The sequence below is a fragment of the Rhodoferax ferrireducens T118 genome (genome assembly GCF_000013605.1).
GTDB classification, from domain to species: Bacteria; Pseudomonadota; Gammaproteobacteria; order Burkholderiales; family Burkholderiaceae_C; genus Rhodoferax; species Rhodoferax ferrireducens.
In genome coordinates, this window is sequence record NC_007908.1 from 398,985 (window position 1) to 423,951 (window position 24,967).

At 62.8% G+C, this 24,967-nt stretch carries 23 protein-coding genes; 7 read left to right on the top strand and 16 right to left on the bottom strand.

Annotated features, from left to right (window positions below; all coding sequences use genetic code 11):
* Nucleotides 1–78: 78 nt before the first annotated feature.
* Entirely contained in the window at nt 79–1,116 is a 1,038-nt protein-coding gene (locus tag RFER_RS01950) for a hypothetical protein (protein ID WP_011462718.1), read from the top strand.
* Here RFER_RS01950 and RFER_RS01955 read toward each other — a convergent pair.
* Nucleotides 1,085–2,071 (bottom strand): ribose-phosphate diphosphokinase, encoded by a 987-nt coding sequence (locus RFER_RS01955; protein WP_011462719.1) that lies wholly within the window; start codon nt 2,069–2,071, stop codon nt 1,085–1,087. The two genes, RFER_RS01950 and RFER_RS01955, sit on opposite strands and share 32 nt — an antisense overlap.
* A gap of 164 nt (nt 2,072–2,235) precedes the next feature.
* Between RFER_RS01955 and RFER_RS01960 the strand changes: the two genes are divergently transcribed.
* Together RFER_RS01960 and RFER_RS01965 are read left to right on the top strand one after the other, a co-directional pair.
* Nucleotides 2,236–2,646 carry a c-type cytochrome gene (locus RFER_RS01960; protein WP_011462720.1) on the top strand — a complete coding sequence of 137 codons (411 nt, stop codon included), beginning with the start codon at nt 2,236–2,238 and terminating at the stop codon, nt 2,644–2,646.
* 18 nt (nt 2,647–2,664) lie between these two features.
* Complete coding sequence (locus RFER_RS01965; protein ID WP_011462721.1) at nt 2,665–3,288, top strand: phosphoribosyltransferase; 624 nt, start codon at nt 2,665–2,667, stop codon at nt 3,286–3,288.
* Nucleotides 3,289–3,320: 32 nt separating this feature from the next.
* Here the strand turns inward: RFER_RS01965 and RFER_RS01970 are convergent, their stop codons facing one another.
* From RFER_RS01970 to amrB, 4 genes are read right to left on the bottom strand one after another with little or no spacing between them, the layout of a single operon-like run.
* Complete coding sequence (locus tag RFER_RS01970) at nt 3,321–3,968, bottom strand: dienelactone hydrolase family protein (protein ID WP_011462722.1); 648 nt, start codon at nt 3,966–3,968, stop codon at nt 3,321–3,323.
* Nucleotides 3,969–3,987: 19 nt separating this feature from the next.
* Entirely contained in the window at nt 3,988–5,064 is a 1,077-nt protein-coding gene (gene amrS / locus RFER_RS01975; protein ID WP_011462723.1) for an AmmeMemoRadiSam system radical SAM enzyme, read from the bottom strand.
* Complete coding sequence (amrA, locus tag RFER_RS01980) at nt 5,064–5,705, bottom strand: AmmeMemoRadiSam system protein A (RefSeq protein ID WP_011462724.1); 642 nt, start codon at nt 5,703–5,705, stop codon at nt 5,064–5,066. The genes amrS and amrA overlap by 1 nt, the downstream gene beginning before the upstream one ends.
* Complete coding sequence (gene amrB / locus RFER_RS01985; protein WP_011462725.1) at nt 5,686–6,510, bottom strand: AmmeMemoRadiSam system protein B; 825 nt, start codon at nt 6,508–6,510, stop codon at nt 5,686–5,688. Before amrB ends, amrA begins: the two co-directional genes overlap by 20 nt.
* Before the next feature lie 139 nt (nt 6,511–6,649).
* On the opposite strand from amrB, the gene RFER_RS01990 reads away from it, so the two are divergent.
* Nucleotides 6,650–7,558 (top strand): LysR family transcriptional regulator ArgP, encoded by a 909-nt coding sequence (locus tag RFER_RS01990; protein ID WP_011462726.1) that lies wholly within the window; start codon nt 6,650–6,652, stop codon nt 7,556–7,558.
* Nucleotides 7,559–7,580: 22 nt separating this feature from the next.
* Complete coding sequence (locus RFER_RS01995) at nt 7,581–8,198, top strand: TetR/AcrR family transcriptional regulator (RefSeq protein WP_011462727.1); 618 nt, start codon at nt 7,581–7,583, stop codon at nt 8,196–8,198.
* A 64-nt stretch (nt 8,199–8,262) separates the two neighbouring features.
* On the opposite strand, the gene RFER_RS02000 is transcribed toward RFER_RS01995, so the two are convergent.
* The 7 genes from RFER_RS02000 to RFER_RS02030 form a co-directional block, all read right to left on the bottom strand.
* Nucleotides 8,263–8,685 carry a universal stress protein gene (locus tag RFER_RS02000; RefSeq protein WP_011462728.1) on the bottom strand — a complete coding sequence of 141 codons (423 nt, stop codon included), beginning with the start codon at nt 8,683–8,685 and terminating at the stop codon, nt 8,263–8,265.
* 113 nt (nt 8,686–8,798) lie between these two features.
* Entirely contained in the window at nt 8,799–9,638 is an 840-nt protein-coding gene (locus RFER_RS02005; protein WP_011462729.1) for an alpha/beta hydrolase, read from the bottom strand.
* Nucleotides 9,638–11,113 (bottom strand): M20 family metallopeptidase, encoded by a 1,476-nt coding sequence (locus tag RFER_RS02010; protein WP_041791266.1) that lies wholly within the window; start codon nt 11,111–11,113, stop codon nt 9,638–9,640. Before RFER_RS02010 ends, RFER_RS02005 begins: the two co-directional genes overlap by 1 nt.
* A 139-nt stretch (nt 11,114–11,252) precedes the next feature.
* Nucleotides 11,253–12,374, bottom strand: coding sequence for an alkene reductase (locus tag RFER_RS02015; RefSeq protein WP_011462731.1), 1,122 nt, complete (start codon nt 12,372–12,374; stop codon nt 11,253–11,255).
* A gap of 80 nt (nt 12,375–12,454) precedes the next feature.
* The gene (gene metW, locus RFER_RS02020) at nt 12,455–13,036 is read right to left on the bottom strand and encodes a methionine biosynthesis protein MetW (protein WP_011462732.1); all 582 of its coding nucleotides are present in this window, start codon (nt 13,034–13,036) and stop codon (nt 12,455–12,457) included.
* On the bottom strand, nt 13,033–14,175 hold the full coding sequence (gene metX, locus RFER_RS02025) for a homoserine O-succinyltransferase MetX (RefSeq protein WP_011462733.1): 1,143 nt from the start codon (nt 14,173–14,175) through the stop codon (nt 13,033–13,035). Before metX ends, metW begins: the two co-directional genes overlap by 4 nt.
* A 53-nt stretch (nt 14,176–14,228) precedes the next feature.
* Nucleotides 14,229–16,190 carry a RecQ family ATP-dependent DNA helicase gene (locus RFER_RS02030; RefSeq protein ID WP_011462734.1) on the bottom strand — a complete coding sequence of 654 codons (1,962 nt, stop codon included), beginning with the start codon at nt 16,188–16,190 and terminating at the stop codon, nt 14,229–14,231.
* A gap of 246 nt (nt 16,191–16,436) precedes the next feature.
* On the opposite strand from RFER_RS02030, the gene RFER_RS02035 reads away from it, so the two are divergent.
* Entirely contained in the window at nt 16,437–16,760 is a 324-nt protein-coding gene (locus tag RFER_RS02035; RefSeq protein ID WP_011462735.1) for a hypothetical protein, read from the top strand.
* A 65-nt stretch (nt 16,761–16,825) separates the two neighbouring features.
* Here the strand turns inward: RFER_RS02035 and RFER_RS02040 are convergent, their stop codons facing one another.
* Nucleotides 16,826–17,647 (bottom strand): AraC family transcriptional regulator, encoded by an 822-nt coding sequence (locus tag RFER_RS02040; RefSeq protein ID WP_011462736.1) that lies wholly within the window; start codon nt 17,645–17,647, stop codon nt 16,826–16,828.
* A gap of 103 nt (nt 17,648–17,750) precedes the next feature.
* Between RFER_RS02040 and RFER_RS02045 the strand changes: the two genes are divergently transcribed.
* Nucleotides 17,751–18,692, top strand: a complete 942-nt coding sequence (locus RFER_RS02045) for a DMT family transporter (RefSeq protein ID WP_011462737.1) — start codon at nt 17,751–17,753, stop codon at nt 18,690–18,692.
* Nucleotides 18,693–18,937: 245 nt separating this feature from the next.
* Here RFER_RS02045 and RFER_RS02050 read toward each other — a convergent pair whose 3' ends face one another.
* Genes RFER_RS02050 through RFER_RS02060 form a run of 3 tightly spaced genes read right to left on the bottom strand, consistent with a single transcriptional unit; the run spans nt 18,938 to nt 24,963 of the window.
* On the bottom strand, nt 18,938–22,069 hold the full coding sequence (locus tag RFER_RS02050) for an efflux RND transporter permease subunit (protein ID WP_011462738.1): 3,132 nt from the start codon (nt 22,067–22,069) through the stop codon (nt 18,938–18,940).
* A 12-nt stretch (nt 22,070–22,081) separates the two neighbouring features.
* Nucleotides 22,082–23,695 (bottom strand): efflux RND transporter periplasmic adaptor subunit, encoded by a 1,614-nt coding sequence (locus RFER_RS02055; RefSeq protein ID WP_011462739.1) that lies wholly within the window; start codon nt 23,693–23,695, stop codon nt 22,082–22,084.
* The gene (locus RFER_RS02060) at nt 23,692–24,963 is read right to left on the bottom strand and encodes a TolC family protein (protein ID WP_011462740.1); all 1,272 of its coding nucleotides are present in this window, start codon (nt 24,961–24,963) and stop codon (nt 23,692–23,694) included. The genes RFER_RS02055 and RFER_RS02060 overlap by 4 nt, the downstream gene beginning before the upstream one ends.
* Nucleotides 24,964–24,967 lie beyond the last annotated feature (4 nt).

Genomic DNA, 24,967 nt, shown 5'->3' on the forward strand with positions numbered 1-24,967 from the left:
AGTACCCACTTGAGCAATCAAGCAGACTTCGCCGCGTTGGCTGCCGAAACATGCGCCCTAACTTTCTCAAGGCTTAACATGCCCGACATTGAGGCCAAGCTGAAGTTCTTGCGATCGCCTGCAAGCTACGGATCCTTGGGTCAGCAGGTCGAGCTCATCGAAACCCACATGTCATGGGTTTTCGTGCTGGAGCAACGGGTCTTCAAACTTAAAAAACCTGTTTGTTTCCCGTTTCTCGATTTCAGCACCCTGCAGGCGCGCGAGTTTTATTGTCGTGAAGAAGTTCGGCTGAACGCGCGTCTGGCGCCGGGGGTCTATCTCGGCGTGGTGGCCTTGCAATGGCAGGATGGCGCCTTCGCCCTGGTGCCCGAAGCGCAATGGCCGGCTCCCGGAGAAACCGTTGACTGGCTGGTTGTGATGCGGCGCCTGCCACGGCAGCGCATGCTGTCCGAACTGATTGCGCGCCACAGTGTCGCAAGAAGCGACATTGACGCGCTGCTTGCCTTGCTTGGCGCGTTCTACCGGGCGGCGCCGGCAGCTCCCGTGAGTGCGAACGACTATGTGTCGCGCTTGCGCCATGAGCAGGCCTTGAACCGGGAGGTGCTGCTGCGCCCCCAGTTTGTGCTCCAGGATGTGCGGCTGGCCATTGAACGCCTGGATGCGGCGCTGGCACAGTGCACCGACTTGTTGCGGGCTCGCGCCTCGCGCCGTCATGTGCTGGACGGGCACGGTGATCTACGACCTGATCATGTCTGCCTGCTCGATCCCCCGGTGGTGATTGACTGCCTGGAGTTCAACCCGCAATTGCGCCAGGTTGACCCCTTTGATGAAGTGGCCTACCTGGGCCTGGAGTGCGACTTGGCGGGTGCTCCCTGGATTGGTTCGCAGCTGGTCGCGGGCATCGCCGACGCGCTGGGCGATCATCCTGGGCCAAGCCTGATGCATTTTTATACCGCGTACCGTGCCATGTTGCGTGCACGCCTGGCGATGGCGCATCTGCTCGATCCGCGACCGCGCTCGCCTGAAAGGTGGCCAGCGCAGTCCGAGCGGTATATTGCGCATGCCCTGGTGGCGCTGGACGCCTTCAACCAGACCATGCACCTGCAGACGCCTTGATGGCCTGGGCAAACAGGGGTACCGCAGAGGCGATGGACAGCTTGCGCCGCGCCGCGCACGCCAGAGGCAGGCGAAATGGCGGAACGCTGTCGGTGATGATTATTCTTGCAATGCTGTCGTCGGTCAACACTTGCGCCGCCGAGCCGGTGAAGAGTCCGTGAGCAACACAGGCCAGCACCTCGCGCGCACCCGACTGTCTCAAGGCAAGCGCCGCGCGCCGCATGGTCTCTCCGCTGGCGATGAGGTCATCCAGCAGCAAGACCCTCATGCCATCGACCTCACCGGCCACCAGGTTCTCGCTGCTGACAACGCCGGCGCTGCGACGCTTGTCAACCATGGCAAAGCCAACCGGGCGCAGGAGTGTCGTTTCCAGTGATTCGCGCCAGAGTTGGGCCCGTTTGACGCCGCCGGGGTCGGGCGAGGCCACCGCCAGTCTGGCGTCCCCCGCCAACTCAAGAGCCATGGCGTTGAACGCCTGGTGTGCTTCCAGGTGCATGGTTGGACAACGAAAGGCGTTCTGGAATGCCGCCACGTTGTGGGCCTCCAGCACCATCAACTGCGTCGTACCGACGGCCTCAAACAACTGGGCGACGTAACGCAAGCTGACCGGATCGAATGGTTTGGTTTGCCGGTCTTTGCGGGCGTAGGCCAGGTAGGGCACGACCGCCGCCACCCGCGCCGCTCCATGCTCGCGCAAGGTCGCGATGAACATCAATAGCTGGCACAGCTTGTCGTGTGGGCTGTTCTGCGCATCACCATGCAGACTGTGAACGACGAAGGTATCGCTGCCGCGTGGGTCCAGCAGCGGCCTGAGCTTGTGCTCGCCGTCTTCAAAGCGGCGGTACTCATGGGGTGCAAGCTTGACGCCCAGACTGGCCGCCAAGCCTTGGGCAAACGTGTCATCCGAGTCCAGCGAGTAGAGCAACATGCCTTGGGCCAGTTCATGACGCGCCAACCATCTTCATGACACCGCATGGCAAGCGCAGCAATACAAAACTTCAATTTCAGGATAGCGGCGGCTTGCCGCGCCGCGTTGCGAATAATCAAGCCCTGATCTTGGCAGACAAGGAAACTCCAGCTTGACAGTTCAGACATTTTCCAATTTTCAGGAGATAAATCATGAAACAGTCGACGGTGTTTTTGGCCGGGTCCTTGGTGGCGCTGACCGTGGTGAGCAGCACTAGTTTTGCGCAGGGTAGTGTTGACTTTGGAAAAAACGAGTACATGGCCAGTTGCGCCAGCTGTCATGGCGCCTCTGCCAAAGGCGATGGTGCGATGCGCACCTACCTGACCAAGGCGCCGACAGATCTGACCATCATGGCCAAACGCAATGCTGGGGTGTTCCCGACCCAGTACGCGTGGGAAGTGATCGACGGCAGAACGTCGGCCGCGATTGGGTCCCACGGCGCGCGTGAGATGCCGGTCTGGGGTTATGTCTACCGCGCCGAGGACTCGCAACCCGCGGACCTGCACGCACGCACCCGTATTGGCTCGCTGCTTGATTACCTGGCGCGGATCCAGGTGAAATAGCCTGCGCGCGCCTGAACCATGTTTCGTGATCGCGATGAAGCGGCTGGTCGGCTGGCCGAGAAACTCAAGTCCTACCGGGGCAAGAATCCCCTGATCCTGGCAATCCCGCGCGGCGCGGTGCCGATGGCGAAAATCGTCGCCGACAAGCTGGGCGGTGAACTGGACGTGGTGCTGGTGCGCAAGCTGCGTGCGCCGCACCAGCCGGAACTGGCACTTGGCTCAGTCAATGAAAGCGGCTGGACTTATCTGGCTGATTTCGCCCAGCTCTATGGCGGCAGTTCGGACTACCTTGAGGGCGAGAAGCGGACCCAGATGGAGACCATTCGGCAGCGCCGCGCCCAGTACACGCCGATTCGCCCTCCCATTGATCCGGCCGGGCGCATCGTCATCGTGATTGACGATGGCTTGGCCACGGGTGCCACCATGATCTCTGCGCTACACGGTTTGCGGGCCATGAAGCCTGCCCAACTGATTTGCGCCATCCCCGTGTCGCCGCCGGACACACTGGCCAAAGTGGCTGATCTGGCGGACGAGGTGGTGTGTCTTGAAGCGCCGCCATTTTTCCAGGCGGTGGGGCAGTTCTACCAGCACTTCCCGCAGGTGGACGATGACGAGGTGATTGAGCTGTTGAAAGAGGCCTGAACCGGCCTGACCGGCTTCGGGGGCCACCGTCGTCAGTTCTTCAGGTACTGGTTGAACCACACGGCGGCCTGGCGCGCCACTTCTTCCAGCGTGCCCGCTTCCTCGAACAGATGGGTTGCGCCAGGGACGATGCTCAATTCCTTGGTGCAGGGCAGGCGGGCGTAGGCCTCGCGGTTGAGTTCAATCACGTCTTCATCGCGGCCACCCACCAGCAGCAAGGTGGGGGATTTGACCTGCTCCAGGCTCTGATTTCCCGCCAGGTCCGGACGCCCTCCACGCGACACGACCGCCTGGATGTTGTCGCCCAAAGCGGCGGCGGCCTGCAGCGCCGCCGCCGCCCCGGTGCTGGCGCCAAAATAGCCAATCGGCAGCTGTCGCGTGGCCGCTTCCAGTCTGACCCAGCGCGTTGCAACCAGCAGACGGTGCGTCAGCAAGGCAATGTCGAAACGGGTCTGGTAGTCCAGGTCTTCAGCGACGGTGAGCAAGTCCATCAGCAGCGTGCCAATGCCTTTTTCGTGCAGCACGCGCGCCACGTAGTTGTTGCGCGGGCTGTGACGGCTGCTGCCGCTGCCGTGGGCAAACAGCACAATGCCCAGGGGCCCGGGGGGCAATTCCAGCATGCCTTCGATGTGGACATCATCCACCGGAATATGGACCAGTTGTGCGTGTGTTGGTTTCATTGAAGCACCTCTGCGCCGTTCAGGCGCCTATGGCAATCGGGATGCGCTGGCGGCCGAAGTCGCCCGCTTGCGCGTCAAAGCGCCCGGCGACGGCAGCGCCGCAGTCCGGGCAGTGACCGTTGGTGTCGAGCCGGTATTGGTTGATCTGATACCAGTCGCGAACGATCAGCGGCGCGTGGCAGCTCGGGCAAAAGGTGGTGTCGCCTTCGGCGTGATGCACATTGCCGGTGTACACATAGTGCAAGCCCGCCTTGAGCGCGATGTTGCGGGCGCGTACCAGTGTGGCCGCAGGGGTGGCGGGCACGTCCGGCATTTTGTGGTCTGGATGAAAGGCCGAGAAGTGCAGCGGCACATCGGGCCCGAGTTCCTGCATGACCCAGCGGCTCATGGCCGTGATTTCCTCGTTCGAATCGTTGTGACCGGGGATCAAGAGGGTGGTGATTTCGAACCACACCCGGGTTTCGCGCTTGAGATAGACCAGCGTGTCGAGCACCGGCTGCAGGTGCGAGCCGGTCAGCTTGAAATAGAAGTCGTCGGTGAAGGCTTTCAGGTCGACATTGGCGGCGTCCATCTTGGCATAAAAATCACGCCGTGGCTGATCGTGCATGTAGCCGGCCGTCACGGCCACCGCCTGCACGCCGCGTGCGTGGCAGGAATCGGCCACATCCATCGCATATTCGGCAAAGATCACCGGGTCGTTGTAGGTGAAGGCGACACTCTTGCAGCCGTATTTGACGGCCTCCATGGCGATGGCCTCGGGCGAGGCCTGGTCCATCAGGCGGTCCATGTCGCGCGACTTGCTGATGTCCCAGTTCTGACAGAACTTGCAGGCCAGGTTGCACCCGGCCGTGCCAAACGACAGCACGCTGCTGCCGGGGTAAAAGTGGTTCAGCGGCTTCTTCTCGATCGGGTCGATGCAAAAGCCCGATGAGCGCCCGTAGGTGGTCAGAATCATCTGCCCACCCTGGCGCATGCGCACAAAGCAGGCGCCGCGCTGGCCCTCGTGCAAGCGGCAGTCGCGCGGACACAGGTCGCATTGCATGCGGCCGTCATCGAGCCAGTGCCAGTAACGGCCGGGGTAGCTGGATTCCTGCATTACAAGTTCTCCTGGTTCGGGGCCTTGGCGGTGGCGGGCCGAAGGTCGGTTTCCTTCCATTTGCTCACGCTGTAGCGCTGCAAGCGCACACCAGGGGCCCAGAAGCCGGGCGGCAGGCCGGCCTTGTGTTTCAGATGGGCCATGAACTCGGGCACGCTGGGCAGTTGCTCCCACACCTGTGGCAAAAACGTGCTGCGGTAGTGGGCAAATTCAAACACCACACCGTCAATGCCGGGCTGCAACTGGGCCAGCGCGTGGGCTTCGTTTTCAAACTGCATCGCCTGCATGGCCGACAGCAAAGAGACTTCAATCTCGGTGTGTTCAAGTTCTGCTGCGACCAGCGGCGAAAAACGCGGGTCGGCGAAGGCGGCTGCCAGCGCATTGGCCTTCACGTCAGCCAGCAGGGCGCGGCGCGCCTCCAGCGTGCCAATGCAGCCGCGCAGTTGGCCGCGCTGGGTCAAGGTGACAAAACAGGCGCCCGACTCTTGCAGCCAGAGCGCTTGTTCCGGTGCTTCAAGGGGGCGCCCCAAAGCCGTTGAAATGGTGGCGCGGGCAATCGGCAGCAAGGTGTGGCCCTTGGCCGCTGCGCCATGCGAATCAGGATGCGCCGCCGTGTGCGGCTTAGTGTGAGATTTGGACATCGCTCAACTCCTGCCTGAACGCCAGCGCCGCGTAGCCCACCACTCGGCTTTTGTCGCCCGCCGTGTCCCCCGAGTTGCACAGCCCAAGCAGCTCGGGTTGCAGGTGGTGCTGGCGGGCCGCCTGCAGCAGGCCGTTGACCGGCGTGCCGCCGCAGGCCTGGTGGTGCGTGATGCTGCTGTTGAGCTGCATCATGTTTTGCACCGTTTCGCTGTCGACCGCTTGCGCCGTGCCATAGGGCAAGAAGTGCGACAAGTCGGAGCTGATGACGATCAGCGTCTCGTCTCCCCCCCAGAGCGCCTCAATCACCTCGGCCACTTGTGCCGGCGTCGCATCGCCCACCGCCAGCGGCACCAGTTTGAAATCATCCAGTACAGCTTGCAGGAACGGCAATTGCACCTCCAGCGAATGCTCCTGGGCGTGGGCGGCGCGGCTGACCACCACTTGCGGCAAGTGCGCGATGGCGGCCACGGCGTCCTGGTCGACTTCGATGCGGCCCAGGGGCGTGGCAAAGGCGTCAACGCCCGGCAACGCCAGGCCCCTGACGGGCACCCGGTGTACCGGGCCCAGCAAAACAACGCGCTGGATACTGGCGCGCCCGCCAGCGAGCTCTGCATAGGCCCGCGCGGCGGTTGCACCCGAGTAGATGTAGCCGGCATGGGGCACGATTAGCGCCTTCGGGGCGGGTTCGCGCAAGTTTGCGCCGGGCCGGGCCTGAGTCAGCAGGGTAGTGACATCGTTCAACAAGACCGACGCCTGTCCAGGGTAAAAAGTGCCGGCAACAGCAGGGGGACGCACAAGGGACATGGCTACCTCCGTTTGGATAGAAGCTTAATCCTACGCAGATCGGGGCGGCTTGTGGATTGTCAAGTCTGAAGTAAGGGTTTCAGAAATCGCCATCGCCGCAGTCGTGAAATGTTTGTGATACGGCATTAGACTAACTGATATGAGTACTTTTGACCCGGATGCCTTGGAATGCCTCGCCGCCATCGTGGAAGAGGGGGGCTTTGAGCGCGCTGCCGTGCGCCTGTCGATCACCCAATCAGCCGTGTCGCAGCGCTTGCGCTCGCTTGAGGTCCAGGTGGGCACGGTCCTGATTGTGCGCAGTCGTCCGTTGAAACCCACATCGGCAGGTCGCCTGCTGCTCAAGCACGCCTTGCAGACGCGGCTGCTGCGGGCTGACCTGCAGCGTGATCTGAAAGACCTGGCGCCGGGTGCTGCGGGCAGTGGTGGGGATGTGGAGCGAATTTCCATCGCGATCAACGCCGACAGCATCGCCACCTGGGCCTTGGCCGCCTTGAGTGAGCTGGCCCGGCGCGGCCTCGGGCTCGAAATCATCACCGATGACCAGGACTTCACCATCGAGTGGCTGCGCGAGGGCCGGGTGCTGGGTTGCGTGACGACGCTCAAACAAGCCTTGCGCAGCTGCAAGATGGTGCCACTGGGAGCGATGCGCTACGTGGCGGTCGCAGAAACCGCCTATGCGGCGGCTCATTGCCCGGATGGCTTGTCACCGCACAATTTTCGCCATGTGCCGTTCATAGCGTTCAACCGCAAGGATGATTTGCAGGGCGAGTTCATCGCGCACGTTTTTCATCTTAAACATGTGGCGCTGAGCCAGTTGTATGTGCCCAGCTCGGAAGGCCAGGTCAGCGCGGTGTTGGCGGGCTGGGGGGTCAGCGTGCTGCCGGAGTTGCAGGTGCGCGAGCATCTGCGCAGTGGTCGTCTGGTCAATTTGGCGCCTGGGCATGTGCTGCCGGTCGACCTGTACTGGCATTGCTGGAATCTGGACTCGGTGGTGCTCGATGCGCTGACGGCAGCCTTGACCGAGGCCGCTGCCGTGGCCCTGCGGTGACGCGCCTGGATGAGTTCTGAGCATGAACCCCGACAACGCCGTCAGAACCTCGTTCAAGCAGCAAATGCTCCAGGCCCGCGAAGAGGCCATTATTCAAACCGCGAATCGGCTGCTGGCTGAAAAAGGCTTTGAAGCCATGACGGTCGATGAGGTGGCGCTCCAGGCGGGTATTGCCAAAGCCAGCCTTTACAAACACTTTGCCAGCAAGGAAGAGCTGGCGGCGGCGGCGACGGCGCGGGTGATGCGCCGGGCGCGGGATTTCATCCGTGCGCTGCCGGAGCAAGCGCCGCCGCTGGACAAGCTGCGTGCCGTGCTGCGATGGACGCTGGAAGTCAAATTGGCGGGCGATATGCCGTCCTTGCCCAGCCGGAACTCCACGTTGCGTACCGCGCTGATTGGCAACCAAGACTGCATGGAGGGTTGGATGGAAGTGAGTGACCGCCTGCGCGCATGGATCGAGGCCGCGCAAGCCGCCGGGGCACTCAACCCGGCGCTGCCTGCGGTTGCCGTTTTGTACACCTTCTTTGCCCGCGCCTGCGATCCGGCGCTGGAGTTTCTGAGGATCGGTGGCCGCTACCAGGATGAGCAAATCGTGACCCTGGTGCTCAGCACCTGCTTTGAGGGTCTAAATGCCCGCTAGCCCCCGTCCAATAAGCCAGTCTCGCTACTAAAATAATAGTGGTTCGAACCCCCCGGTGAGCGCTTCAGCGCACCAGCAGCACCGGTACCGTGCAATGTGCCAGCACCTCGGTCGCCACCGAGCCCATCACCAGGTTGACCAATGTGCCGTGGCCATGTGAACCCATGATGATCATGTCGAACTTGCCTTTGTCGGCGAACTGGGCAATGGTTTCACCGGCGTGGCCGATCTTCCAGTCGCTCTTGGCATCGATGCCATGGCGCAGCAAAAACTTGGCCACGGGTGCGAGCACCCGTTCGGCTTCGTCCATATAGTACTTGTCCATGACTTGCTTGCCCACGGCGGCGCGTGCACGCGCCGGTATTCCCGGCTGAACCGTGAGCACGAAGTACTCGTTGCCCGGGCTAAATAGCTCATCATGCGTGGTCAGGTAAGCCAGCATTTTCTTGGTGTAGGCACTGCCGTCGACGGCAAGAAGAATTTTCATGAGGGTGCTCCGTTGGTAAGTGGTCCAGTGTACTCAGGGCCGGGGGCGGGCATCTGTCGAATATCAAGAAGCCGTGCCGATCCGCAGGATGCAAAAGGACGCCATCGCCGCCCTTAAAACCGGGCATCCAGCCATTTCTTGAGTTCGGCAAAAACCGGCGCGGCGTCGAGCTCGTTGAAGATTTCGTGGTACAGCGCCTCGAAGCAATGGGCGCTGAGCACCGTCTTGGGTGCCGCCGCGGCAAAGGCCCGACTGCCGGCCGGGTTGACCAATCGGTCGGCCCCGGCATACAGCAACAGCGTGGGCACGGACCAACTGGCCGCCTGCGCCAGCGTGGCCGGTCCGCCATCGGCAATGAAGCGCGCCAGGCGAGCCGATACCCGGTCGTGCACCAGCTTGTCGGCCTGGTAAGCCGCGACCACGGTGGAATCGTGCGAAATGAGCGAGGCATCGAGTCCGTTGCCGATGCGCAAATCGGGCGCGATTTTGGGCAGCACGGCCAGCAGCAGTTTCTGAATCGCATTGAGGCCGGGGTCGAGTGCTGGCGAAGACAAAACCAGCGCCTGCACCGGACGCAGGCCCAGGGCCACGAAGCGTGCGGCCACCAGGCCGCCCATGCTGTGTCCGAGCAGGATCAGCGGCGTGTGCGGGTCCATGCGGGCGCGTGTGCTGTCCACGATGTCGCTCAGATCGTCGAGCAAACGGGTGTCGGTGGGCAGGCCCCCGCGCGGCCCGCCCGACTCGCCATGGCCATATTGGTCGTAGCCGCGCACCGCAAAGCCCCAGTCGTTGAGTCGACCGGCCAGGCGGTCATAGCGGCCGGCATGTTCGCCCAGGCCATGCACCAGCAAGACCACGCCGCGCAAGACCTGCTGCGATGCCAGGGGCCAGTCCTGCACCGCCAGGTTGTCGCCATCCAGAGCGACAAAAGTGGAAAGTGTGCTGTCGGTCATCACGGCACCTGGGCGATCACCTGCGCCACGGCGGCGGTCAACTTCTTGGCATAGGGCACATGCAGGAACTCATTGGGCCCGTGCGCGTTGCTCTTGGGGCCGAGTACGCCGCAGACCATCATCTGCGCCTTCGGAAAGCCGCTGGACAGCATGCTCATGAGCGGAATGGTGCCGCCCTGGCCGATGTAGCCGCAGGGGGCGCCAAAGTAGTCTTGCGAGGCCGCGTTCAAGGCCTGTTCAAACCACGGGGCGGTGCTGGGGGCGTTCCAGCCGCTGGCGTGGGAGTCGGGTACAAAACTCACCCGCGCTTGGTAAGGGGCGTTGTCTTCCAGCAGCGCCTTGAGCTGTTGCACGGCTTGGCCTGCCTCCACCAGCGGCGGCAGGCGCAGGCTGAGCTTGAAGGCGGTGAAGGGGCGCAGCACGTTGCCCGCGCTTTTCAGCTCGGGCAGACCTTCTGCGCCCGTGACGCTGAGCGTGGGGGTCCAGGTGCGACTCAGCAGCGCTTGCAGCGGGTCGGTGGTGGTGGGCAGCATGGTCTGGCTGGCGCCGCCGCAATCCGCGTGCGCCCAGGGGAAGCGCTTGTAGAGCTCCTCGCCCAAAATGGCGGCGGTGGCTTGGGCTTGGCGCAAGCGCTCAAAGGGCACCTCGCAGTGAAACGGCGCGGGCAGCAGGCGGCCGGTCGCGCTGTCTTCGAGCCGGTCCAGCAGGTGACGCAGAATCCGAAAGCTCGAGGGCACCAGGCCGCTGGCATCGCCCGAATGCACACCCTCGGTCAACACCTCAACCTTGAGCGTGCCGCTGGCCATGCCGCGCAGGCTGTTGGTCAGCCAGAGCTGGTCGTAATTGCCCGCGCCCGAGTCCAGACAGATCACCAGCGCCACGTCGCCCAGCCGCGCGCGCAGCGCGTCGATGTAGGGCGGCAAATCATAGGAGCCGCTTTCTTCGCAGGTTTCGATCAGGCCCACGATGCGCGGGTGCGCCACGTGCTGGCTCTTGAGTGCCTGGATGGCGGTGATGGCGGCATAGATGGCGTACCCATCGTCGGCACCGCCACGGCCATAGAGTTTGCCGTCTTCATATTTCGGCGTCCAGGGTCCGAGGTCACTGCGCCAGCCGGTGACCTCGGGCTGCTTGTCCAGGTGGCCGTACATCAACACCGTCTGGTTCGACACCGCGTGATTGGCGCTGCCGGTGGACGCCGCCACTTCAAAAAACAGCACCGGCGTGCGCCCGGGCAGGCGGATGATTTCCAGTGTCAAGCCGGCCACCTTCTGCGCCTCGACCCAGCTCGCGGCATTGCGCACCACGGTGTCGATAAAGCCGTGCTGTACCCAGTCGGCATCAAACATGGGCGACTTGGCAGGGATGGCGATGTAGTCGCTGAGCTGGGCCACGAGGTCGTCGTCCCAGGCACGACTGATCTGGTTCAGCGCCTGGGTGGTGTTCAAAGCCGGGGCCGGGATGCGTACATTCATACCAAATTCCTTGCGTGGTTTGTCAACAATGCCTGTGATCATGCCACGGCGCACCGCCATCTGAAGGTGCCCAGCACGCCTGGGGCAGCCAGCGGCGCAGCTTCATGGCCACATCGCATCCGGTAGCCTGGCAGTGGTTTCAAGCGCCTTTGAGCGTTGGGTAATCGGTATAGCCCTTGGCGCCGCCGCCGTAGAAGGTGCTGCTATCCCATTTGTTGAACGGGCCGCCGCGGCGCAGACGCGCCACCAGGTCCGGGTTGGCAATGAAGAGGCGGCCAAAGGCCACCAGGTCAGCACCGTCGGCAATGGCGGCTTGCGCCAGCTCTTTGTCCAGGCCGTTGTTGACCATCCAGGCGCCTTTGCCACCGGCGGCCCGGTAGGCCCGGCGCAAACCGGTGTAGTCGAACGGGCGCTCGGGCAGCTCGCGGGCGCCTGCGGTGGCGCCTTCAATGATGTGCACATAAGCCAGTTTGAACGTGGCCAGTTCGCGCACCACGTAGTCAAACAGAGGTTGCGGATCGGGGTCAAAGGCATCGTTGGCCGGGGTCACGGGCGACAGGCGAATGCCGACGCGACCGGCGCCCACGGCGGTGGTCACGGCCTGCATCACTTCGAGCAGCAGGCGGGCGCGGTTTTCGATGCTGCCACCGTAGTCGTCACGGCGCAGGTTGGAGCCCGCTTTTAGAAACTGGTCCAGCAAATAGCCGTTGGCGGCGTGAATCTCGACCCCGTCAAAGCCGGCGGTCTGCACCGCGTTGCGGGCGGCCGCCTGGTAGGTGTGCACGATGTCAGGCAATTCATAGGCCTGCAGCGCACGCGGCTCCGACGTGTCGACAAAGACCGGCACGCCGTCCTGCAACAACACGGTTTTGGTCTTGGCGGCGATGGCCGACGGCGCCACCGGCTGGCCGCCCTCGGGCTGCAGGCTGGTGTGCGAGACCCGGCCCACATGCCAGAGCTGCACCACGATCTTGCCGCCGGCGCCGTGCACGCCGTGGGTGACATGTTTCCAGCCCTCCAACTGCTCCGAGCCATACAAGCCGGGCACGTCGGCATAGCCCTGGCCCTGATGGCTGATGGCGGTGGCTTCAGAAATGATCAGGCCGGCGCTGGCGCGCTGGGTGTAGTACTGGGCCATCAGCGGCGTGGGAATGGCATCGGGCGCGCGGTTGCGCGTCAGCGGTGCCATCACGATGCGGTTGGCAAGTGTCAGGTCGCCGGCATGGACCGGGTCAAACAGGGTGGCAGTGCGGTGTGGCATATAAAGCAGTCATGGTTGGCGGGTTAAGTGAAATAGCCGGGAGCAAAGGCGCGACATCAAAGGAGCCCAAAAGCACACCCTTATCTCGACAGCTTGTAGACCGAGGTTCCGGCCAGCAGATTGGGCAGTCGGCGCACGACTTTGGCGTTCTGCAGCCCAAAGCTGTCGAGCACGGTCAAGCCATTGCGCCCGGCCAGAATGCCCAGATCGGCATGGGTGCCGACGCGAATATTGGGCGTGTCAAACCACTGGTAAGGCAAGCGGCGTGTCACCGGCATACGCCCGCTCAAAATGCTCAGGCGGTTCGGCCAGTGCGCAAAATTGGGGAAAGCCACAATGCCGACGCGCCCGACACGCACCGTCTCGCGCAACATCACCTCGGCATTGCGCAGGTGTTGCAAGGTGTCGATTTGCAGCACCACGTCAAACGAAGCGTCTTCAAACATCGACAGACCCTCATCCAGATTGAGCTGGATCACATTGACCCCGCGCTTGACGCAGGCCAGCACATTGGCATCGTTGATCTCGATGCCGTAGCCGCTACAGCCGCGGGTCTGCTGCAGGTGCGCCAGCATGGCGCCGTCACCGCAGCCCAGATCGAGCACGCGGGCGCCCTCCGGCACCAGCCGCGCCAGCGCATCCATGGTGTGGGGGTCGCTCATGCCGGCTCCTTAATACTATCAAAATAAGAGCGCAAAACGCCCATATAACGGGGGTCATCGAGCAAAAAGGCATCATGACCATGCGGCGCGTCGATCTCGGCATAACTCACGTCGCGCCGGTTGTGCAGCAGCGCCTTGACGATCTCGCGGCTGCGCTTGGGCGCAAAGCGCCAGTCGGTGGTAAAGCTCACCAGCAGGAATTTGCAGCTGGCGCGCGCCAGCGCGTGGCTCAGGTCGCCGCCATAGGTACGGGCCGGGTCAAAATAGTCCAGCGCACGCGTGATCAGCAGGTAGGTGTTGGCGTCAAAGTACTCGGCAAACTTGTCGCCCTGGTAACGCAGGTAGCTCTCGATCTGGAATTCAGCCTCCAGCGTGCTGAACAGGTAATCGTCCTGCGCACCGCCTTTGCCCGCCGCGATCAGCTGGCGGCCAAACTTCTCGTTCATGACGTCATCACTCAGGTAGGTGATGTGGCCAATCATGCGGGCAATGCGCAGACCGCGCTTGGGCACGGTGCCATGGGCGTAAAAGTGCCCGCCATGGAAGTCGGGGTCGGTCACGATGGCCCGGCGCGCCACTTCGTTGAAGGCGATGTTCTCGGCCGTCAGGTTGGGTGCGCTGGCAATCACCACCGCGTGCCGGACGCGCTCGGGGTACTGCAGCGCCCAGCTCAGTGCCTGCATGCCGCCCAGGCTGCCACCCATCACGGCGGCGAGCGTCTGGATGCCCAGGGCATCGAGCAAGCGGGCCTGCGCATTGACCCAGTCTTCGACCGTGACGACCGGAAAATCCGCGCCATAGACACGCCCGGTGTCGGGGTTGATGTGCATCGGGCCGGTGGAGCCAAAGCAGGAGCCCAGGTTGTTGACGCCGATGACAAAGAATTTGTCCGTGTCAAGCGGCTTGCCGGGGCCGATCATGTTGTCCCACCAGCCCTCGGATTTGTCCTGGCCCGCGTAGCTGCCTGCCACATGATGCGAGGCGTTCAGGGCGTGGCAGATCAGCACGGCGTTGGACTTGTCGGCGTTGAGCTCGCCATAGGTTTCAAAACTCAGCGCGTAGCCGCGCAGAGAGGCGCCACTTTGCAAGGGCAAGACAGTATCGAACTGCATGGACTGGGGGGTAGCGATCATTTTCATCAGTTGGGGGGAGGGCCAAGTATGCGTCGCATGACTTTAGGCCATGCCACATCTTAATCAGTTGGGGGCCGGCCTGGCTCAAGGTTGGCCAATTGCTGCCCCACCCATTGCCGCACCTCGGCATACGGGTGGTTTTCCAGCGCAGCGAAACCCGCCAGGCTGCGCGCCTTGAGTTGGGTCAAGAGCGGCGCGGCCACGCCGCACAAGAAGCGCGTCAGACTGTCGGCGCTCATCGGGCTGGGGCCAAGTGCCCGGTGGCGAGCCATCAAGTCGCCACACAAGGCCGGAAAGTTCTGCCCGGCCAGCGCTGCCCGTGGCGCGGGTGCTGGCAAGTGCGCCACCTGGCCGTGGCAGACCGAGCAATGCCCGCATTGCAGCGGCGCTGCGCTGTCGCCAAAATAAGCGGCGAGATGCTGGCTCAGGCACTGCTCGCCGGCAAAAAAAGCCAGCATGGCGTGGATGCGTGCAATTTCGCTGCGTTCCTTGGCCTGAAAATAGGCCAGCAGTTCCAGGCTTAACGTTTGCGCATCAAAACCCGGCGCCAGCACCGCATAGACCTCGGTCATTTGTTTGGCCTCAAGCTCGATCCAGCCCTGGGCCGCCAGGTAGTCCAGTGCCGTGACCACCCGGCTGTGTTCGGCCTGGCAGGTCTGGTACAGCGCCTCGAAGTCCAGCGTGCACCAGGTGCGGGCCGGTCTGGCGCAGCGCAGGATGGCCTGCACAAATTGCTGGCGTTCCCCCTTGAAGTGCGCCAGCAGGGCCTCGGGCTCCATCAGGTATTTGAACCGGTACTCGGCAAAATAGGCGTAACGCGAGGCAATGATGCCGCGCAGCTCCAGCTGCACCAGCAGGGTTTTCAGCGGCAACAGGCGAATGTTGCTTTGCTCTGACAGGGCATTGAGGCTCAGCTCCCAGGGCTTGGCCGGCGCCACGGCCAGAATCTCATCGAGTACGCAGCGGATGCCCCCGGCTTCGGGCGTGTCGCCATAGACAAAGTTCTCCAGCACCTGCAGGCTGTCGCGATTGGCCAGCGCCAGGCAGTCGGAGGGCAGGCCATCGCGGCCCGCGCGACCAATCTCCTGGCTGTAGCCCTCGATCGACTTGGGCAGGTCAAAATGCACCACGTTTCGGATGTCGCTTTTGTCAATGCCCATGCCAAAGGCGATGGCGGCGACGATGCAGTTGAGGCGGCCGGCCATGAATTGTTTCTGGATCGATTCGCGCTGCTCGTGCGGCATGCCCGCGTGGTAAGCGTGGGCGCCCAGGCCGTGCTGGCTCAGGTGCCGCGCTACCTGCTCGGCGGTTTTTTGCAGGGTCACATAGACAATGGTTGGCTGATTGGCGCGCATGGACAGCCACTCAAGCAGCCGCTGCAGTTTGTCCCGGCCGCTGACGGCCTCCACCAGCAAATGGAGGTTGGGCCGGTAAAAGCCGGTGGTCACCACATCATGGGCCGCAATGGCAAACCTGGTTTGCATGTCAGCCACCACCGGCGGCGTGGCGGTCGCGGTCAGCAACAGGGTCTGCGGGATGCCGAACTGGCGCTGGTAGTGCGGCAGCTTGAGGTAGTCCGGGCGAAAGTTATGACCCCACTCCGAGATGCAGTGCGCTTCATCGACCACCAGCAAGGAGATGGGCACTTGCGCGATGAAATTGCGAAAACGCTCGTTTTTGAGCCGCTCCACCGAGATCATCAAAATCTTGAGTTGGCCGGTGCGGGCTTGCGCCATCACACTTTGCGTCTGCTCGCGACTTTGCGCCGAATCGATGCTGGCGGCGGCGATGCCGTGGCGCGTCAGATAAGCCAACTGGTCTTGCATCAGCGCCAGCAAGGGCGACACCACCAGCGTCAGGTGCGGCAGCAGCAGCGCGGGCAACTGGTAACACAGCGATTTGCCCGAGCCGGTGGGGAAAATCGCCGCTGCGGATCGGCCCGCCAGTACCGCGCTGATCACCGCCTCCTGGCCGGGGCGAAACTGCGGATAGCCAAAAACGCTCTCTAAGGTTTGCTGCATGGCAGGAGTCAACGGTCGCATGGGTCAATTCAGATGTTCAGGGGCTGTGCGCGCATCTGTGAACCATAGCATTCATCGGCGCCGCAAACCGCCTGGCCTGCGGGGCGCACATCAGCGGCGTCGCAGAAATGGTTGTCAACTGAAATAGGCGGTGCTGGAGCGCGCTCGCTTGAGTCTTGTCAAACAAATATTCTTCATGGCGCGTAGTCTGAGCCGCATGGACATTACGGCAAACGGAGGAACATGATGAAACATAAAGTGCCAGTCACGGGTGCTGCCAGCGAACCAGCATTGGCGCAAGAAGGGCCGGACGCAGGCGGTGAGGATGAGCGGATCATGGCGCGACCGGATGGGTATTACTGGCTGGCCCTGGATGGAAAGCAGGAGTTTGGGCCGTTCGAGAGCATGGAGCTCGCGCAGGCCGATAGGGACGCTTCTGAGGGGCAGGATTCGGGGCCGGGCGAAACGCTGCAGGAGGCCGAGGAAGAGATTGGAATGTCCACCTGGATCGACCCTGAGACGGGAGAACCTGCCGAGGGGCAGTCGCCGCCACGATTGGAAGAAGAGTGACGCTGCCCATGCAATAAGCTATTAATATAGTAGCATATTACCTAGTGCAGACGAGGGCTTTGGCCCTATTTTGTACCCGCGTTGATGCGTCCATCCGCGCCTTTGCGGAACTCGTCTGGCGTCGTCCCCACCAGCCGCTTGAACATGGTGATGAAGGCCGATGCGCTGCCGTAGCCCAGGTCCAGAGCAATGGTCTCCACCGTCTGGCCGGCCTCCAGCAGCGGCATGGCTTTCACCACCCGCAGGCGTTGGCGCCACTCGACAAACGACATGCCCAGGTCGCGCCGGGCTCGGCGCATCAACGTGCGCTCGGTGGTGTGGACGGCATGGGCCAGTTCGGGTAATGACCGGTTGTCGCCGGGCTGCTCTTCCAGCATGCGCAGCACCGCCCCCAGCAGGGCGTCGTCGGAACTGGGCAGGTAGCTGCCGGCACAGGGTGCCAGCGCCAGCTGGTCCACCAGCACCCGCAGCAGGCGCTCGTCCTGCAGCGTGCCGGGCTGCTCGGGCGGCTGCTGGCGCAGGTGCTCCAGCAGGGCGCGCACCAGCGGGCTCACCGTCAGCGCACAGGCGGCGCGGGGCAGGTTGCCACAGCCCTGGGGCGCGATGTACAGCGAGCAGTGCACGGCCTCATAGCGGTTCAGGCCCACATGCTCCACATCGGGCGGCAGCCAGATGCCGTACTGCGGTGGTGCGAGGTAGTGGTGGTCGGCCAGCTTGACCTCCATGACGCCGCTGAACGAGTAAACAAACTCCCCCCACGCATGGCGGTGTTGCGGGTACATGCCTTCTGCGGGGACGTAGGCGCTGCGAAATACGATGGGCGCGGGCAGCGTGTCGCTAAACGGCGCAATCTGCAGGTTTTTGGCTTTGCTGGGCAGGCTGCGCATGGTGGATGTCGCGTGGGCGCTATGGGTTGTCGGTATTTCACTATATCAATTAAAGCCGTCAGCCGAATAATCGGGCTCACTCGTACCAGAAACAAGGAAGCCCATGGACACGCGCAAAGCGCTCGACGGACAAGCCATCGCCTTGATGCTGGTGCTCTGCATGGTGTGGGGCTTGCAGCAGGTCGTGCTCAAGGCGACGGCGGCCGACATTGCGCCCGTTTTTCAGATCGCCCTGCGCTCCGGTGCGGCCGCTGTGCTGGTGGGATTGTTGATGGCCGTGCGGGGCGAGCGCATGGCACTGGCCGACGGCATCTGGCGTCCCGGTTTGGTGGTGGGCCTGCTGTTTGGGCTGGAGTTCCTGTTGCTGGGCGAGGGCCTGCGCCACACCTGCGCCTCGCACATGGTGGTGTTTTTGTACACCGCGCCCATTTTTGCGGCGCTGGGCCTGCACTGGAAGCTGCCCACCGAGCGTTTGGGTGCCCTGCAGTGGCTGGGCATTGCGCTGGCTTTTGCGGGCATTGCGCTGGCCTTCCTTGGCCGTAGCCGGGGCGCAGTGGCAGAGCCCGCGCAGATGCTGTGGGGCGACTTTCTGGGCCTGCTGGCCGGTCTGGCCTGGGGTGCAACCACGGTCGTGGTGCGCTGCTCCAGTCTGGCCAAAGCGCCGGCCACGCAAACCTTGCTGTACCAGTTGCTGGGTGCCTTTGTGCTGCTGATGGCTGCGGCGTATGCCACCGGCCAGGCCCATTTCAGACCCACGCCCCAAGTCTGGGCCAGCCTGGTGTTCCACTCGCTGGTGGTGTCCTTCGCCAGCTTTCTGGCGTGGTTCTGGCTGCTGCGCAAGTACCTGGCGTCGCGCCTGGGTGTGTTCTCGTTCATGACGCCCCTGTTTGGCATTGCCTTCGGCGCGTGGCTGTTGCATGAGCCGATCGAGCCGGGCTTTTTGCTGGGGGCCGTGCCCGTGTTGGTGGGAATCGTGTTGGTGAGTGGGGGTGGCTGGGTGCTGCAGATGCTGAGTGGTCTGGGACTGCGGCGCAAGAATGTCTGAGCAACCGGCCCACGCCATCAATTGCATTTGCCCATCCGCACTCAAGCCTTGCGGGACAAGGCGACCAAGAGGTCGTGCCCAGCGTCGTGACAGCGGGCGCGCGCAAAGCCGGGAGCAAAGAGGCCACACGCCAAAGACAGGTGAAGCGCAATTTGCTCCTTAATTTATAGCATATTGCGCTTATTCTGCGGGGGCTGGAGCCCTATTTGGCATCAGGTATTTGGTCAAGAGCCGGTGCGACGAGGCTATTCCATCCCGCGCGTCAGGCGCCACTGCTTTACCAGAGCGTAAATGGCCGGAATCACCGCCAGCGTCAGCACCGTGCTGGAGATCATGCCGCCGACCATGGGCGCTGCGATGCGGCTCATCACTTCGGAGCCGGTGCCGGTTCCCCACATGATGGGCAGCAGGCCGGCCATGATGGCGACGACGGTCATCATCTTGGGCCGCACGCGCTCGACGGCGCCTTCCATCACGGCGCCGTACAGATCCGTCACCGTCGGCGCGCGGTTGGACTGGCGGCATTTATCCTTCACGTCTTCCCAAGCGTGGTCCAGGTAAATCAGCATGATGACGCCGGTCTCGGCCGCCACGCCCGCCAGCGCAATAAAGCCGACCGCCACCGCCACCGACAGGTTGTAGCCCAGCGCCCACATCAGCCAGATGCCGCCGACCAGGGCGAAGGGCACTGAGAGCATCACGATCAGCGTTTCGGTGATGCGCCTGAAGTTGAGGTACAGCAGCATGAAGATCGACAGCAGGGTGACCGGGATGACGATCTTCATCGTCTCAAGGGCGCGCTCCATATTTTCAAACTGGCCGCTCCAGGTGACGTAATAGCCGCTGGGGAAGCTTACTTGTTCTGCAACGGCCTTCTTCGCGTCACGCACATAGCTGCCGATGTCGCGGTCGCGAATGTCAACGTAGATATAGGCCGACAGCAACGCGTTTTCGGTGCGGATGCCGGGCGCCCCCTTGGCGACGATCACCTTGGCCAGTTGGCCCAGCGGGATCATGGCGCCCTCCATGGTGGGCACCAGCACTTGTGTGGCAATCTGTTGCGGGTCAGAGCGCAACTCGCGCGGATAGCGCACGGTCACGCCATAGCGCTCGCGTCCCTCAACCGTGGTGGTGACCATTTCGCCGCCGAGAGCCGTGCCGACCACATCAAGTAAATCGCCCACGCTCAGGCCATAACGCGCCAGTTGCTCGCGGTCGGGTTCAATATTGAGGTAGAAGCCCCCGGTGATGCGCTCGGCAAAGGCGCTGCTGGTGCCGGGAACGGTTTTCACCACAGCTTCAATTTGCCGCGCCAGTTTTTCCATCTCATCCAGATCTTTGCCGAAGACCTTGATGCCAATGGGCGTGCGGATGCCGGTGGACAGCATGTCAATGCGGGCCTTGATCGGCATGGTCCACGAGTTGGCCACACCGGGGAACTGCAAGGCTTTGTCCATTTCGGCAATCAGCTTGTCAATCGTTAAACCTGCACGCCACTCGGATTCGGGTTTGAGGTTGATCACGGTCTCGAACATCTCGGTGGGGGCCGGGTCGGTCGCGGTGTTGGCGCGTCCGGCCTTGCCGTAGACCGAGGTTACTTCGGGGAAGCTCTTGATGATCTTGTCTTGTGTTTGCAGCAGCTCGGCGGCCTTGGTGATCGACATGCCCGGCAGCGAGGCCGGCATGTAGAGCAAGCTGCCCTCGTTGAGCGTGGGCATGAACTCGGAGCCCAATTTGGAGGCCGGGTAGTAGGAGACAGCCAGGGCCACCAGCGCCAGAAATATCGTCAATTTCTTCCAGCGCATCACGCCCGCGATGATGGGGCGGTAGGCCCAAATCAATGCGCGGTTGACCGGGTTCCTGGCCTCCGGCATGACCTTGCCACGAATGAACAGCAGCATCAGCACCGGCACCAGGGTGATGGACAGCAGAGCGGCGCTGGCCATGGAGAAGGTCTTGGTGTAGGCCAGGGGTGAGAACAGGCGCCCTTCTTGCCCTTCCAGCGCAAACACGGGCAAAAACGACACCGTGATGATCAGCAGCGAGAAAAACAGCGCCGGGCCCACCTCTTTGCACGCTTCCAGCATGGCCTCAAAGCGCTGTAGCTTGGTGTGGTCCTCAGGCAGGCGCTCCAGGTGCTTGTGGGCGTTTTCGATCATCACGATGGCCGCGTCGATCATGGCGCCGATGGCAATCGCAATGCCGCCCAGGCTCATCAGATTGGAGCTCATGCCCAGCAATCGCATGGCGATGAAGGCCATCAAGATGCCCACCGGCAGCATCAGGATGGCGACCAGCGCACTGCGCACGTGCATCAGAAAAACGACGCACACAACAGCCACGATCAGCGACTCTTCCAGCAGCGTGCGTTTGAGCGTGTCGATGGCGCGGTTGATCAGCTCGGAGCGGTCATAGACGGTTTGCACCGTCACACCCGCGGGCAAGCCGGGGCCAATCTCGGCGATCTTGGCCTTCAGGTTGGAGATCACCTCCAGCGCGTTCTGCCCGTAGCGGGACATGGCGATACCCGAGACCACCTCACCTTCGCCGTTGAGCTCCGTCAAACCGCGCCGCTCGTCCGGTGTCAGCTCGACCCGTGCGATGTCGCGGATCAGCACCGGCGTGCCTTTGTCGCTTTTGACGACCAGCAGCTCGATGTCGCCCTTGCCCCTGAGGTAGCCTTTGCCGCGCACCATGTACTCGGTCTCGGCCATCTCGACGGCGCGCCCACCCACGTCGCGGTTCGAGTCGCGAATGACCTGCGCCACTTTCATCAGCGGGATGCCGTAGGCACGCAGCTTCACCGGGTCCACCGTCACCTGGTAGGTTTGCACAAAGCCACCGACCGAGGCCACTTCCGCCACACCGTGCGCCTTGGTCAACTGGTAGCGCACATACCAGTCCTGAATGCTGCGCAACTCGGCCAATGTCTTGTCCTTGGCCAGCAGTGCGTACTGATAGACCCAACCCACGCCCGTAGCATCAGGCCCGATCTGCGGCGTGATGCCTTTGGGCATGCGCCCGGAGGCGAAATTGAGGTACTCCAGCACCCGCGAGCGGGCCCAGTAGATGTCGGTTCCATCTTCAAAAATGATGTAGACGAAGGAGGCGCCGAAGAACGAGAAACCGCGGACCACCTTGGATTTGGGTACCGACAACATCGACGTGGTGAGCGGGTAGGTGACCTGGTCTTCCACCACCTGCGGCGCCTGGCCGGGGTACTCGGTGTAGACGATGACCTGCACGTCCGACAAGTCCGGCAGCGCATCGATGGGCGTGCGCAGCACGGCAAAGATGCCGCCAACGACGATGAACAGCGTGGCCAGCAGCACCAGAAAGCGGTTGCGGCCTGACCAGTCAATGATTCTGGAGAGCATGGTGAGTTCCCGTCACTGACCGGCGTGCGGGTCAGCCGGCTTGGCGCTGGTGATGACCCATTCGCCGGGTTGGCGCTCAATAAACTCGACCGTGACTTTGGCGCCGGGTTTGAGCGCTTGCAGCAGCGCGGCGTTGGCGGTCTTGAACTCCATCGTCATGGCGGGCCATTTGAGGCTGGCGATGGGGCCGTGGCTCAAGGAGACCGTGCCCGCCTTCAAATCAACGCCGTCCACCGTGCCTGTCGCCTGGTGGCCCACGGCCTTGGCGGGTGCTGCCGCCTGCGTGGCCGGCGCAGCCACTGCTGTGGCGCTGGCTGCTGTAGCCGGTGCTGGAGCAGCGCTGCCAAGGCCACCTAGCGCGGCCTTGAGGTTGCTCTCGGCATCAATCAAGAAGTTGGCAGCCACCACCACTTGCTCGCCTTCCTTGACGCCCTCACGCACTTCCACATGGGTGTCGCTGCGTGCACCCAGCTTGACTTCACGCGGTTCAAAACGACCGGGCGCTTGCTGGATCAAGACAATCTGGCGGGTGCCACTGTCAATCACAGCCGACACCGGCACCGTGATGACCTGGCCTTTGGCCGTTACCGGCAATTCAACCTGGGCAAACATGCCGGGTTTGAGCAACAGACCGGGGTTGGCGAGTTCCACGCGCACGGCCACCGTTCGCGTCTCGGCCTTGAGGGTGGGATAAACATAAGTGACCCGGCCCGCAAACGCCTTGTCCGGGTAGGCGTTGATGCTTACCGTGGCCTTGGCGCCGTTTTTGACCAGACCAATGTCCTGCTCAAACACGTCGGCAATGACCCACACCGTCGACAAGTCTGCGATCTGATAGAGCGCCTCGCCGGGCATGAAACGCATGCCTTGCACGGCCTTTTTTTCCATCACGATACCGCTGACGGGCGAGCGAAAGGTGAGCGTGCGGGTGGTCGCACCGGACTGCGTCAGCGCCTTGATCTGCGCTTCTGAAATATCCCAGTTGCGCAGCCGCTGCAAGCTGGCGCCGGCCAGTTGCTGCATGCCCGACTGCGCCTGGCCGCCCGCATCCTTGAGCGTGGCCACGCCCTGCGCCGCAATTGCATATTCGCGCTGGGCCGAGACCAGCTCCGGGCTATAGACCTCAAACAGCGGCTGGCCTTTGCCAACCGCCTGGCCCGTGACGTTGACATGCAAGCGCTCCACATAGCCCTCAAACTTGGGTGAGATGGCATACACACGCCGCTCGTCGGGCTCAATGCGGCCCGACGCTCGCACGGATTTGTCGAGCGCACGCAGTTGCGCGGCTTCCACGCGAACGCCGAGCTTTTGCACTTTCTCGGTGCTGATCCTGACCTGATTGGCAGCGGCTGGTTCTTCGTCCGCCCCACCGGCATAGACGGCGATGTAGTCCATGCCCATCGGGTCTTTTTTCGGCGTGGGAGAGGTGTCGGGCAAGCCCATGGGGTTGCGGTAGTACAGCAGTTTTCTCGAAGTGCTGCCAGCGCCGGTGTCAACGGCGGCGGCCGTCGCTGACACGGTTCCCTGAGCTTGGGACGCCGGGCCTTTGTGGCCTAGCCAGTAGCCAGCGCCCGCAGCAATCACCGCGGCCATGACGGCAACCGCGATCCCTGTGCCTTGTTTCATAAATCTTCTCCCAATAGTTTTTCGATTTCGGCCAAACGCATTTGCCCTTCAAACTGGGCTTTGATTCGGCTTTGCTTGGCCTGGCGGATCTGGCGCTGGGCGTCGAGCAGGGTGGCAAAGTCCAGCTTGCCGTTCTCGTAGCTGGCCATCGCGGAACTGAACGTCAGATCCGCCTGCGGCAGCAAGCTGCTGCTGGCCAGCAGTTCCGTGCGGCGTGCCGCTTCGATCGCGGCCAGGTTCTGCGCCAGTTCAGCCAGCACCTGGTTGGCAGCGGCTTCCTTGCGCGCGCGCGCGGCCGAGAGCATGGCTTCCGCTTCACGCTCCATGGCGCGCCGGGAGGACTGCTGCAGCGGAATGTTGACCTCCAGCATCAAGCCCCATTCCTTGACGTTCGTTTGAGTCTGGGTGGGCGAAATACTGAGCGTGAAATCGGGATAGCGGTTCTTGTAGGTCAAGTCCCGGCTCTTCTGGGCCGCCTGGATGCGGGCTTCCTCAACAAACAACTGCGGGTTGCGGTTGCGCACACGCTCTTCCAGCTTTGCCGCGTCCAGCAGTGACTGTGCAGGCAGGGGGCGCAGGCTCTCGGGTGCGGCCAGCGCTGCCATCGCAGGGCGCGCCAACAAGGCATTCAAGCGCGCATCAACCTGCAGGCTTTCGCTCTCGATCATCACCAACTCATTCCTCATGTTGGTTTGCTCCACCTGGGCCCGGATGACATCTTGTTGTGCAGCCAGACCACCGGCATAACGGCTTTGGGCGACCTGCTCCAGGCGCGCCATCAGGTCAAGAATTTCTTGCGTCAATTCCTTATTGCCGCGCAGGTAGTAGCGCTGCGCCTGCAAGGTCTTGACCCTGGCTGCCAGCTCAAGCCAGGTGCCCAGCGCCTTGCCCTGGCTGCCTTCAGCGTCAAAGTGAGCAATGTCGCGTTTCAAGTCACGTTTGCCAAACCACGGAATATCCTGCATCAGTGTGTATTTGGTGCTGCCGACATCACTGGGCCACAGCGTTGGGTTCTGCTCACCCATTTTCGTGATGTCCATCCACTCGATGCGAAATTTCGGGTCCATCAAAGCGCCCGCAGGCTTGACACGTTCAGCCGCGGCCTGCGCCTCGAAACGCATGCTGGTGTACTCCGGATTGCTCGCTTGGGCCAGTTCAAGCAGGGTTTGCAGACTGGCACCGGGCAGCGCTTCGCCGGCGAGCACGCCAGCAGGCACAGCCATGACCAGCACCGCAGCGATAGCGCCGGCGCGTAATACGTGTTGCATAGGT